Here is a 12,988-nt window from a genome sequence, read left to right as displayed (position 1 = left end):
GATGCTGTTTAAACTGCTCATGCCCTATATCAATAAAGGTACTGAAGGAGGAATTTTTATTCAATGGTACAAGGATGAAGGAGATAAAATCGATTATGGAGACGATATTTTTGAAGTCAAAATAGAAGAAGAGAAAAATAATCTTGTTTTAGAAACACCTGCAAGGGTGCTTGCAAGTTTAGCAGAACCGGAAAATACATCAGAGAAAATTCACAAATTAGATATGCTCGTCCGTGTTTGCTCTGCTGATATAGGTTTTTTACGCCGCACCTATGCACAAGAGTTTGTTTATCAGAAAGTAGGAGCATTGCTAGCTGTATTAACTACCGATGTAGATGAAGAAATTAATGAATCTAAGTTGGAAGCAGCTAGTACACTTCGAGTCGTTCCTAATCTAATTTCATATCCTGGTATTTATGTATAATTTCGCTTTTTTACTTCTAATTCGAGAAGATTATAAGTAATTATCTATTTATGAAAATAAACATTGAGAGAAATGCGACTGGAGAATATATGGATTCTAACCATATTATTTTTTGGTCGGATTCACATCAAGAAAATAAAATTGGGATCTATATGATGGGAGGCTGCGATCTTCCATCGGTATTTTCCTGTGTTCCTCTAATTAAACCAATATTGAAAGGAACTTGCTGCATTATCAAAGAAGGGCAGATTGAAAAATCTAGATCGGATATCCTGCTGCAAAATCTCAAAAAATCTCCTCAAAATTTATTAGCTCCCGTCTTAGAGAAGTTTTATCTTCCCGATAATTTCTTTGAAAATCAACTATCAAAACCCGATTTTTGTGTTTCTCATGGTAGCGGTATTGAAGAGTTTCCTAAGCAAGTAATAATCTTATCAATTGCTGCTGACGTAGCGAGAGTGGTTTATCAACATCGGGAACATGGCTTTTTAATCGATCCTAGTGGCTGGTGGAACAATCAACGCATGGATTTGATGTTAAGAGATTTATCTTCTGCAAATTGGTTTAGGAAGTATTTTGTCAGTTTAGGTAGGATGACCTTAGAAACTTTTATTGATAATTTAACTCAATTAATTAAAGAAATTCGACAAGTTACTAACGCCCACATTTTAGTATTTAACACTTTAACAATTGAACCGGGTAATATTATCCACAATTATCAGTTTGTGAAACGCCCTGAAAGCTTACGACGGCGAGAATTCAATTTAGCGTTGATTGAATTATCAAGAAAATTGAACTTTTGGATTGTTGATGTAGATAAAGTTTTAAAGCAAAGCAGAACTAAAAACATGATTGATTTTGTTCATTTCCCTGTGGAACTTTATCAACCAATTGGTCAAGAAGTTTTTAAAATTCTAGAAGAGCTAGAGATTTTTAATGCCCCAAGTCAGCTTCTAGGTTTGAATATTAAGAAATTGCTACTCCAAAAGCACCAGACTCAGACCTTGTTGGAAAGCCTCCAAGTGCAACTTGACCAGAAAAACCAAGAATTAGAAGCACAACAACTTGAAACCCTGCAAGCAAAAGCAGAAATAGGGCAGTATCGGGAAAGTCTGCAACAAACTCAGATACAAACTCAGATACAAATTGAGCAGTTGCAAACTCAGCTACAGCAAACACAAGTTCAACTGCAACAAACTCAGGGAGAACTACAGCAATCTCAATCTCAGCTACATACCTCTCAAACCGAGTTGGTACAACTAAAGTCATATCTCCAACAAACTCAGGGAGTAGAGGGAGTAATGAGCTATTATCGCTCTCGCATCGCATTCAACACTGACGACATCCAACTTTATCACCAAGCACTAGAAGTTATACCAGATGACGCTCAAATCCATTTGCAGCTAGGCAATGCCTTAGTCAGACAAAATCGCCTCTCGGATGCGATCGCCACTTACCAAACTGCACTCCAATTCCACCCAAATAACTTTGAAATACACTTAGAGTTAGCAAAGGCTTTAGAGAAAGATCAGAAATGGGATGAGGCGATCGCTTCTTACCAATGTGCAATCGAACTCAATCCAGATTACTCTTGGTCGCACAAATACTTAGGAGATATACTAGCAGAACGCGGTCAAATTAACGAAGCAAGTGTCTGTTACCGTAGGTTTTGCAACTGCAAGCGAGGGTTTTTGAATTGACATGAGTTAAGAAAGAAGGTTATTTATGTTAGCAGAAAAGCAAACAAAAAATTTAATCGCGCACTATCAAAAGGCTCTACTGATCAAGCCTGACAATCCTACAATTTTCTACAAAATTGGCAAACAATATCAGTATATAGCTGAATTTAATCGAGCTTTTGATTATTACTTAAAAGCAATTCAATCTAATCCCAATTGTCATTTATATTACGATGATTTAAAAAACGTTCTATTTTTTTCAAATATATTTAACCAATCAATCGAGCCCGATCATCTGCAACTCGGAATTGATTTGCTCAAACAAACTATTAAAAATCAGCTATCTTTTTTATTTGCTCAATATTTATTGGGTAATTTACTGAGTCAACAAGGAAAAGTAAAAGAAGCAATTACTTGTTACAAAACTTTTAGTTATCAACAGATATTGGCATCTCATCCAGAACTTGCTAAACAGCATTGGAATTCTCAAAAATCACGAAAGCCAGATTTTATCATTTGTGGTTTACCCAGGTGTGGAACAACTTCGATTTACGGTTATTTAACTTCTCATCCTCAAGTTCTTACTGCTGTTGAAAAAGAAATTAATTTCTTTTCTCACTTTTTTGATCGAGGACTGGATTATTACTATGCCCATTTTCCGGCAATTCAAGATAATAATTACTTAATTGGCGAAGCAACTCCCTCATATTTATTTTGCGCAAATCCTCAACAAATATTTCAATTTTTTCCCAATATTAAGTTAATTTTTTTACTCAGAAATCCTGTTGATAGAGCAATTTCATCCTTTTACCTTATCAATCGTTTAGGGATTGGACAAAATTCTTTAGAACAAACTTTTAAATTTAGTATTGAGCGTCTGGAAGAAAGACCAGACTTTGATTCATTAAGCGTCAAAAATAAAAAATTTAGCAAGGACTCTTTACTTGAACAAATTTCCTTAATACATACAATACCGAGCGTGTATATTTATTTTATCAAAAAATGGATGAATGTTTTTCCAAAGGAACAGCTTTTAATTCTCAAAAGTGAAGATTTTTATAGCAACCCATCATCTACAATGAAGCAAGTTCATCGTTTTTTGAACTTGCCAGACTACCAACTGACGGAGTATCGTAACTACAATCAGGGGTCTTATCATTCTGTTCCTGATGCTTTACGATACCAGTTAGCAGAATTTTTTCAACCCTATAATCGAGAATTAGAAGACTATTTAGGCAGAAAATTTAATTGGGAGTAAAATTAACTTATGGTGCGTTCCCCTAGTGTCTCGTAGAAAATCACTCTAAATCCAACTTTAGCATCAGGCATTGACAATTAAGCCAGATAATGGGCAAATTCTGTTGCAGGTAGACAATGCTTTACTCAGACAAAATCGCTTTTGTGATGCGATCGCCACTTACCAAACTGTACTCCAATTCCACCCAAATAACTTTGAAATACACTTAGAATTAGCAAAGACTTTAGAGAAAGATCAGAAATGGGATGAGGCGTAGTTTACCGCCGCAGGCATCGCTTTTTACCAACGTGCGATCGAACTCAATCCAGATTACTCTTGGTCGCACAAACAGTTAGGAGATATTTTAGCAGAACGAGGTCAGCTATTAGGAGCAAGTCTCTCTTACCGTCGCGCTTTACAGCTTCAACCCAGAATTTTATGAATTCAACTAAAGCTCGTAGATTAACTAGAAAAAACTTATTAAAAATTTATACAATGCAAAAATGAGCGATCGCACTCTCGTCAATCTCCTGCATAATCGCGCATCCCAACAACCCGACCAAACAGCCTACACTTTCCTGGTGGATGGGGAGAACGAGAGCGGTAATTTAACTTATCGATCATTGGATGAAAAAGCTAGGGCGATCGCAGTTTATTTACAATCTCGGTTATCTCCAGGTGAAAGAGTTTTGCTGGTGTATCCCCAAGGGTTAGAAGCGATCGCTGCTTTTTTTGGTTGTCTTTATGCTGGAGTGGTTGCTATTCCTGCACCTGCACCGGAAGCGGCACGGATGAAGCGAGTTTTGCCGAGATTGGAAGCGATCGCATCGGATGCTGGAGCTTCATTAATCTTAACTAGCGCCAGCCTACTAGCCAACAGTGATGGCAATCATTTAACGTTTAAGGCAAAAAGCTCTGTCAGCCGACTCAACGGCAGGGCATCACTCCTACTCAACTACTACTTAGTAGGGGGAGCAATCGCCCAAAAAACACCCCAAATCGCTACTATTCCTTGGATAGCTACCGAGAAAATTCCCTCACAACTAGCCGCCCAATGGCAACAACCAGAAATTAATGGCGACACCCTAGCATATCTGCAATATACCTCCGGTTCCACTTCCACCCCCAAGGGAGTGATGCTCGACCACAAAAACTTGATGGGACATTTAGCAGAACTTCAACAAGCTTGCGGGTATAAAGCAGACCTAACCCCCCTTCCCTACAAGGGAATGGGGGAAACTATCTCCCCTCTTCTGCAAGGAGAGGGGCTGGGGGAGAGGTTAACCGAGAACTATTGCGACTCCCACAGCGTCACCGTAACTTGGATGCCCTATTTTCACGATTACGGATTGGTGGAGGGGATTCTCGCACCACTTTATAATGGCACTCCTTGTTATTTGATGTCGCCAATGGCGTTTATCAAGCAGCCGCTACGCTGGTTGAAAGCAATTTCCCACTATCGCGCTACCCACAGCCAAGCCCCTAATTTTGCTTATGCTTATTGCTTGAAACGGATAACGTCAGAAGAACGCGCCACGCTGGATTTAAGCTGTTGGCAAGCGGCGGGAAATGCTGCCGAACCCATCAACCCGGAAGTGATAGAGCAATTCTGCCAAACTTTTGAGCCTTGCGGGTTTCGTCGCCAGACTTTTGCCCCGGGTTACGGACTGGCAGAAGCGACTTTGGTAGTCACAACCAGTCGGAAAACGGATAATCCAGTTTTCTGCACGGTTTCGGCTGAGGAGTTGGCACAAAATCGCCTTGTCCTGACACCGACGGGGCAAAGGTTGGCGGGTTCGGGTCGGCTGTTGGAGAATACGGTTGTGGCTATTGTGCATCCAGAAAAGTTGACTCGCTGCGCCTCCGATGAAGTTGGGGAAATTTGGGTAGCGAGTGCGGGGGTAGCGCAGGGTTACTGGCAGCGTCCCGATGCGACTCAGGAGACGTTTGGAGCTTCCATCGCAGATACGGGAGAGGGGGCGTTTCTGCGGACGGGGGATTTAGGATTTATTCAAGATGGGGAATTGTTTGTTAGGGGTCGTCTCAAGGATTTGATTATTATTCGGGGCGAAAACTATTATCCCCAGGATATTGAATGGGTGGTGGAAAAAAGTCATGGGGCTTTGCGTCCAAATTATGGGGCAGCATTTGCTATAGAAGTTGATGGAGTCGAACAATTAGTGATAGCGTTTGAGGTTGAGCGCGGTCTTAGTAAAAATCTTAATGTTGATGAAGTGGTGGGTGCTATCCGCAATGCTGTAGCCGAACACTACGAGTTACCTGTTTATGGGGTAGTGCTGCTGAAACGAGGCAGTATTCTTAAGACTTCTAGCGGTAAAATTCAGCGTCAAGCCTGTCGGAAAGCTTTTGTTGATGGCAGTTTGGATAGTATTGCTATTTGGACTTTAGAGAGTGCATCCAGTCAGCTAGAAAGCGTACCTCAGAATGACGTAGAGTTTCAGTTAGTTCAAATTTGGCAAAAGGTTTTAGGTATTTCACCTATCAGTACCAAAGATAATTTCTTTGAGTTAGGGGGAGACTCGCTCAAGACTGCCGTTGTGGTGGCTGAATTAGAAGAGATATTCAGTCAAGCTATTCCTTCGGCAATCTTAGCGGAAGCACCAACCATTGAGCAGCTAGCTAATCTTTTCGTTCAGAAATACTGGAAAAAAATTGGCTCTAGATCCCTCGTCTCTATTAAGCCCAGTGGTTGCAAGCGACCGTTTTTCTACGTTCACGGTATTAGCGGTTTTGGTTTCGCTCCCACATTAGCACGCTATCTGCACCCAGAACGCCCTTTGTACGGACTGCAAGCAGTAGGTTTAGATGGAGAAGCAGCCCCCTACACTCGCATCGAGGATGTGGTAATGTACTACATTCAAGAAATTCAAACTGTTCAACCTGAAGGTTCCTATCTTTTGGGGGGTCAGTGTTCGGGAGGCAATATTGCCTTTGCAATGGCTCAAGAACTGAAAAAGCGGGGTCAGCAAGTTTTACTGGTTGTGATGTCAGATAGTCATAATCCATTTATTGAAGAAGAGCAAAGAGTGGAATGGTTGCATCACTGGAGATCGTTTGGTAAACAAGGCGACAGAGAAAAATTAATCAGTAGTGGTTTCAGTCTTCGTCAAGTTGACAATACTCTGAAAGTGATAGAAGCGAATCATCAAATTTTAGTTAACCACCAACCACAACGATATTCGGGACGAGTGGTTTACTTCTCAGCACAAGAAAATCAAGAGTATCTAAAAGAGTACGCAAATCACTTCGATCCCATGCAACCCAATGGCTGGAATAATTGGGTAGACGGTGGAATTGAAGTTATTGGGGTTCCGGGTAGACATGGAACTTACCATAATGAACCCCACGTCCGAGTTTTGGCAGAGAAATTGAATGCTTGTTTGGAGGAAGTTGATAGTGTCCTACTTTCTGAGCGAAGATAAGCGATTTCGTGACAGGTGGAGTGCGTTAGCGTAGCCACCGCCTTGCGGCATCGCTTTCTCCACAACTTCTACGTTTTCTCAATTCAAAGAAAAATAGAGGAGCGATCGCGCTTAAGGAATGATGGCATCTCTGACCACCCAGCACTTGCCTATCAGTCACTTTAATTGTTGCAATTGGTATAAACTTGCGGTATCAACCAACTAAAGAAAGCTGAAAATTTCGTGTAGGGAAGGTCAAACGGGACGCGATCGCTACAATACTATTATTTGGGAAAGAACTATGGACAAAAATGATGTACTAAAAATTTACGATGAAGACTATACAAAAGGATACGAATATAGAGACCAACTGAAAATATCCGTCAATAAAGGCGTAGATTTTTTGTTGAATAATCAATTTAATTATGGAGAATTTAAAACAGAGATTTGCAAAAGGTATAAGGATTCCTCTGGTCAAGTTGTAGAGGAATGGAATTTTGATAGTTCTCCCTTTGCTACCGCGCTTATCTTGTACTCTTTAAATTTTCTAGAAGAAGATGAAAGAGTACAGAAATTGAGAGAACACGGATTAAAATTTTTAATGGCTGAAATGGAAGAAGGAGGTCTATGGAGATACTGCTCATCGAAAAATAGAAATCATTTTATGCTTCCGCCAGACTTAGATGATACCTGCTGCATATCATATATTCTTAAAATAAATCAAGTTTTATCTCAAAAAAATATAAAAACAATCTTGAACAACCAGAACCAGCAAGGCATATTTTATAGTTGGATATTTGCTGCTTCTGAAAAAAGAATTTATTGCTCAAATGAGACTTGGAATGTAAACCAAGAAAATGACATCTGCTGCGTTGTGAATTCTAATGTTCTACTATATTTAGGTGAAACAGAACAAACTCGGAAAGTCGTTGAGTATTTGATACAAGTAGTACTTAAAGATAGGGAAAACATTTCTACTCCATTCTATAATCATAAAATCAGCTTTTATTATATGCTTTCAAGAGCCTACTACAATGGAGCTTTGACACTCGTCATTACAAAAAAAAACATAATCGATAAAATTCTAAACATACAACAACCTAATGGTTCTTTTGGAAATGAATTATTAACATCTCTGTCCGTATGCTCGTTATTAAATTATGGTTATTGCTCCCCAGACCTAAACAAAGCTATAATTTTTTTAGTTAAAAATCAGCAAGCTGATGGTTCATGGAAAAGAATTCCTATGTATGGCTACCATACAGATAAAGCGACATATGGTTCCGCAGAGTTGACAACAGCATTTTGTTTAGAAGCTTTAGCCAGATATCAACTATTAGATGCTAGTGCTGAACATAAAGAAAAACAAGAAGAGACGGTTAAAGTTATAGTTAAATCACCCAAAACGCAAGACATAAATAGAAAAAAACTGTTTTTATTGTTCTTTATAATTATTCGCTCCGATAACTGGTGGCTTTATAAAATCCCGCCTTTACTAGCTATTGCTTATGCCGAAATTCTTTTGATGGATCTCCCGGTTATCCAATCAATATTAACTGTATTAGCCTTGTTATTCTCCATATCTTCTTTATCGGCTTATGGACATATTGTTAATGATATTTTCGACATCGAAGTAGACCAAAGAGTTGGTAAAAACAATTCAATGGCTCAATTTTCATCGTGGCAGCGCCTTTTATTTTGCATTTTATTTACAGCCACAGGTTTTGTATTGCCAATCCTAATGAACTTCGGCACATGGGCAATTATATTACTAGGAATTAACTACTTGCTGCCAACTATTTACTCTACACCCCCCTTGCGATTAAAAGAAAGAGGAATGTGGGGGGTAATTAGCGATACAGCCGGAGCGCACGCCATTCCCACCTTATTTTTTGCAGCCACTTTTTTACACCTAAGTACAACACCACAACCAGAATCTATTATCCTGACTATTACAGCAACAGTATGGTCATTTTGTGCAGGAATCAGAGGAATTCTCCTGCATCAACTTTGGGATAGAGAAAACGATCTAAAATCTGGTGTGAAGACATTGGTGACAAGTCTTGATGTAGAAAAAGTGCGATTTTGGATAAGTTACATCATCTTCCCAATTGAAATTTCACTGCTAAGTTTACTGGTATTAGTTATTTCTCGATTCACTCCCATACTGCTAGTTTTCTTTATCCTCTATCTTCTATTAAAAACTATTAATATCAAATTAGCTTTAGCAAATGCCTTTGATCCTGCTCCTGCTTGGAAAGCAAACGTAGCACTACACGATTTTTACGAGGTGTGGTTGCCTTTAGCTTTAATAACCTTATTATCTATCCGAGAACCCTTGTTTTTAATATTACTTTTATTACACATAATTCTGTTTTATCCGTCTATCAAACAAAGAACAACGGATTTAGTTAAACTCATAGTGTCTGGATTAAAAGGTCTTACTAACTTAGTTAAATTCACTAATGAATATGAGCAGAAAGTAGATTTTTTGCCTACAAACCAGCAAAATCAACAAGGACTGGAAAAATTGCAAGCTCAATTACACACCTTGCAAACAGAATTTACAAAACTAAATTCTCATCTACAAACTCAAGAGCAATTGGAACAGATTCAAGCTCAACTCCAACAAACTCAGGGAGAACTACAGCAATCTCAATCTCAGCTACATACCTCTCAAACTGAATTGGTACAATCTCAGTCTGATTTACAACAAACTCAAGAGCAATCCGAGCAGATTCAAGCTCAACTACGACAAACTGAGAAAGAATTGGCAGAATCTCAGTCTCAGCTACATACCTCTCAAACCGAGTCGGTACAACTAAAGTCATATCTCCAACAAACTCAGGGAGTAGAGGGAGTAATGAGCTATTATCGCTCTCGCATCGCATTCAACACTGACGACATCCAACTTTATCACCAAGCACTAGAAGTTATACCAGATGACGCTCAAATCCATTTGCAGTTAGGCAATGCTTTAGTCAGACAAAATCGCTTTTGTGATGCGATCGCCACTTACCAAACTGTACTCCAATTCCACCCAAATAACTTTGAAATACACTTAGAATTAGCAAAGACTTTAGAGAAAGATCAGAAATCGGATGAGGCGATCGCTTTTTACCAACGTACGATCGAACTCAATCCAGATTACTCTTGGTCGCACAAACACTTAGGAGATATTTTAGCAGAACGAGGTCAGCTTAATGATGCAAGTCTCTCTTACCGTCGCGCTTTACAGCTTCAACCGAGAATCTTTTGAATTTAATTAAACTAGTACAATAAGGCAGCTCTGCTGAAGATAAGAAAGCTTGTTTTATAAGCTTTTTAACCTTTTTCAACTGGATAGTTATTTACGCCCTTCTGTAAAGAGCAAATCTTGGGTTTTCTCGTTTGGATGGCGCAGGAGAGCTGATCGTCAAGACAGGAGAGTAGGAAAACATCAAATTTGTATTGTCAGACAAAATAGCCTCTCGGAAGCGATCGCGCTTTTCATCGCCAAACCAATTTACAGGCGATCGCACTGCAATACTTTAACGCGATTTTACAATCAGGACTTACGCACTAAAAACTTGAAACCTCGATCCCCCCTAACCCCCCGATAAATTGGGGAGGGGGAACTCAAAAGCCCCCTTTTTAAGGGGGTTGGGGGATCTCTTGTGCCTAAGTCCTAACAATATTGCTGTACCGCAGCTAATTGAAAAGAAAACATTTGTGTAATTAATTCTGCTTTAACTAAACGTGAGTTCGACAAGTCTTATTTGACCTCTCCCCCAGCCCCTCTCCGACGCCCAGAGGGGAGCAAAAAGCTTAATTTTTCGTTGCTCCTCCCTTTCCGTTTCGGAGAGGGAGGCTGGGAGGGAGAGGTTCATCGAACTCAGGTTAACTAAGTAGGTCAATTGAGTAGTACATCTTAGCTATTTTTTGAACATCAGCCAACTCCATCCATTCCAAATAATCAAGCTGTGCTGTTGATTCTTTAAACTCCAACTTAGCTTTTTCAAAATTTTTGATATGAATAAAGTGCATGACTTTAGCTGCCAGAATATTCGGCTGCATTTTTTTGGGTGTAATCTCTAGTGAATAATCAAAAGCGGCTTCAACCTCAGTTTCAGAAAAACTATCAAATGAATATGAATTTTGTAACAACTCATTAGGAATCGGCTTGACATAGCGAAAAGCTCTAGAGGAATAAATGAAGGGATGCTCAATCGGCACTAGATACTCTCGCAAGCGAGACATAATTAGATGAATCCAAGATGTATAGTAATGAGCAAAGTCTTGGTGGATTACCAGAGATACTTCTGGAATCAGATAGGGAAAGAAATTTTTTATAATACTATTTGTTAATTCCCAGGATTTCATCGCATCAATAAAAAGACACTCGATTTCACCTTGTTGCCAGCCAATTTCTGCAAGATCCCCAGGATGGACATGAATGAGATGACTCCAAGGATTAATTCGCTCCAGGTATTCATCTAGAAAACTATCTCCATCTTTGTACTTTCCTTCTAAGGAAGTGCCGATGACACTTTGCGGCATATTAGCCAGTGAACACCAAATAAAAATATCATAAGCATGAATGCGTTGGTTTTTGTTCGTTACACAAGAATTAGCCTCAAGTCCCATTACTAAGGAAATAGTTGATGAGCCAAACCAGCAACCGAGTTCTACAATCTCTCCTCTACCTGAATACTCATTTTGGGCATAGTTCTCTAAAAAGAGTTGCTCATCTATTGAAGTCATACCCAGTATCCATCGCCTGGGTTCACTTTTATCTAGATAACTTGTGGGTGATGTAGCTGTTTGACAAAAAGCTTGCTTCATGTATTCAAATCTTTGATTCAGCAAGCGTTGATTCACAAAATGGAGAAACTCTCTCATCGGTACACCAAATTTCTCTGGATAGGCTGAGATAGCTTGAATCATCGCTTGTGCAAGAGATAGCACATTCTCCGGTATGAACCAGCGCACACCACCCGTGCGTTCAATTAGATTGAGAGTTTCTCGAAATCCACCTGTATCTGAAACGATTAAACTAACAGGTAATTGTCCCATTTCTAATGCTGTATGGGGAAAGTTCTCTTGACTACTGGTGAGGCAAACAATCGCACAACGCAACAAATTAACCAACCGAATCGCTTCTTGACTGAACAAATCGGTCACAATAGTGTAGCAATTAGAGCCTAACTTTTGTTTGATATATTGCTGGCTATCTAACCCTTGTAAACCCTCTGCCTGAAGCTCAACGTTCTTGCCCAGAAAGATGATATGAACTTTTTCAATAATATTACTTTCTAGTAGTTCGATTGCTTCTAGGAAGGTGAAAAGCCCTTTTCTCTCCTCTAATCGTCCAAAAAAGACAAGCGGAATTTTATCTTGATCAACAAGCCGTTGTAAATCATTTCTCAGCGTAATTGTTTTCAACGGTTGTTCAATGACTGAAAAACAATAGGGTAAATGCAAAGCATGAGATGTTTTCCAACCATACTTCTCCACTTTCTCTTTGAGAAAATGCGACAGAAAAAATGCTAAATCTGCCTGTTCAAAGGAATATTGCTCATAATGGCTCGTTTGCCAAAACCAGTCAGGATGAGAATGTGTGTAGCTTGCATGAGCTTCTTGCAGCCACTCCTGCCCACTATGCAAAGTCACAGCCACCACACAATTTTCTCCTAAAACACGCGATCGCTTGGCTTGAACCGTGCGGTATCCCAATCCCAGCATTTCTGGAAATTCAATGTAGGTATAGGTGTTAGGAAATGTAGTAGCGATCGCCTGAGCAAAAAACAGCGCACAATAGCTCTCGTAGTCTACCCATTCCCCATCCTGCAACTGAGATAAAATTGCCAAGTGAGTCGGCTGTAATTCTAGTACATCCATACATTCACTGGTCGAAAAAATATGTTTCACTGCGGGAATCGTTGACTCTCCATCAAACTTCTTTTGACTTTGGCAAAGCAGTAGCACAACATAAAAGTCTTCTGCTGCTAATCTCTCACTGAGAGTGCGGTAGTAAGTGCCAATTCCACCATTCCTAAAAATGCCTTCGTATTCGGTTGTGACAAGTAATGCTATTCGTGTAACTACCGGGGGCAATTTGTCTTTTCTTGTCTGTTTGAAGCTGACTTCAAAGTTGTTAGAGTTAATTCTGGAAAGCAATTTATTCATAAATATAGCTTATACAAAAACATTGTTATAAAAATTAATTTGCTGATTACCAAAACAT

At 39.4% G+C, this 12,988-nt stretch carries 9 protein-coding genes; 7 read left to right on the top strand and 2 right to left on the bottom strand.

The genetic code is table 11. The annotated features are described in order from the left end of the window. The first annotated feature begins 1 nt into the window (after nt 1). The 6 genes from HWQ42_RS27535 (at nt 2) to HWQ42_RS27510 (ending at nt 6,783) form a co-directional block, all read left to right on the top strand. Entirely contained in the window at nt 2-424 is a 423-nt protein-coding gene (locus HWQ42_RS27535) for a hypothetical protein (protein ID WP_292817490.1), read from the top strand. 89 nt (nt 425-513) lie between these two features. After that, on the top strand, nt 514-2,124 hold the full coding sequence (locus HWQ42_RS27530) for a tetratricopeptide repeat protein (protein ID WP_292817488.1): 1,611 nt from the start codon (nt 514-516) through the stop codon (nt 2,122-2,124). Between the two features lie 25 nt (nt 2,125-2,149). After that, nucleotides 2,150-3,361: a sulfotransferase gene (locus HWQ42_RS27525; RefSeq protein WP_292817486.1), complete on the top strand. Its 1,212-nt coding sequence runs from the start codon at nt 2,150-2,152 to the stop codon at nt 3,359-3,361. 70 nt (nt 3,362-3,431) lie between these two features. Beyond that, complete coding sequence (locus HWQ42_RS27520) at nt 3,432-3,617, top strand: tetratricopeptide repeat protein (protein ID WP_292817484.1); 186 nt, start codon at nt 3,432-3,434, stop codon at nt 3,615-3,617. A 15-nt stretch (nt 3,618-3,632) separates the two neighbouring features. Beyond that, a complete protein-coding gene (locus HWQ42_RS27515; RefSeq protein ID WP_292817566.1) occupies nt 3,633-3,782 on the top strand; it encodes a tetratricopeptide repeat protein in 150 nt (49 codons plus the stop codon). A gap of 61 nt (nt 3,783-3,843) precedes the next feature. Continuing rightward, on the top strand, nt 3,844-6,783 hold the full coding sequence (locus HWQ42_RS27510) for an AMP-binding protein (protein ID WP_292817482.1): 2,940 nt from the start codon (nt 3,844-3,846) through the stop codon (nt 6,781-6,783). 25 nt (nt 6,784-6,808) lie between these two features. Here the strand turns inward: HWQ42_RS27510 and HWQ42_RS27505 are convergent, their stop codons facing one another. After that, nucleotides 6,809-6,943, bottom strand: a complete 135-nt coding sequence (locus tag HWQ42_RS27505; protein WP_292817480.1) for a hypothetical protein — start codon at nt 6,941-6,943, stop codon at nt 6,809-6,811. A gap of 1,065 nt (nt 6,944-8,008) precedes the next feature. Between HWQ42_RS27505 and HWQ42_RS27500 the strand changes: the two genes are divergently transcribed. Further along, entirely contained in the window at nt 8,009-10,021 is a 2,013-nt protein-coding gene (locus HWQ42_RS27500; protein WP_292817478.1) for a tetratricopeptide repeat protein, read from the top strand. A 620-nt stretch (nt 10,022-10,641) separates the two neighbouring features. Here HWQ42_RS27500 and HWQ42_RS27495 read toward each other — a convergent pair. Further along, on the bottom strand, nt 10,642-12,930 hold the full coding sequence (locus HWQ42_RS27495; RefSeq protein WP_292817476.1) for a glycosyltransferase: 2,289 nt from the start codon (nt 12,928-12,930) through the stop codon (nt 10,642-10,644). Between the last annotated feature and the right edge of the window lie 58 nt (nt 12,931-12,988).

Source organism: Nostoc sp. JL23 (assembly GCF_017115065.1).
Lineage (GTDB): Bacteria > Cyanobacteriota > Cyanobacteriia > Cyanobacteriales > Nostocaceae > Nostoc > Nostoc punctiforme_A.
Note: the sequence above shows the minus strand (reverse complement) of the source record. Positions and strands in the feature narration are given on the sequence as shown.

What these genes read in the sequence shown, in the direction of transcription:
- HWQ42_RS27510 (WP_292817482.1), top strand. Translation starts at nt 3,844, where the DNA reads ATGAGCGATCGCACTCTCGTCAATCTCCTGCATAATCGCGCATCCCAA.
- HWQ42_RS27530 (WP_292817488.1), top strand. Translation starts at nt 514, where the DNA reads ATGGATTCTAACCATATTATTTTTTGGTCGGATTCACATCAAGAAAAT.
- HWQ42_RS27500 (WP_292817478.1), top strand. Translation starts at nt 8,009, where the DNA reads ATGTATGGCTACCATACAGATAAAGCGACATATGGTTCCGCAGAGTTG.
- HWQ42_RS27495 (WP_292817476.1), bottom strand. Translation starts at nt 12,930, where the DNA reads ATGAATAAATTGCTTTCCAGAATTAACTCTAACAACTTTGAAGTCAGC.
- HWQ42_RS27525 (WP_292817486.1), top strand. Translation starts at nt 2,150, where the DNA reads ATGTTAGCAGAAAAGCAAACAAAAAATTTAATCGCGCACTATCAAAAG.
- HWQ42_RS27535 (WP_292817490.1), top strand. Translation starts at nt 2, where the DNA reads ATGCTGTTTAAACTGCTCATGCCCTATATCAATAAAGGTACTGAAGGA.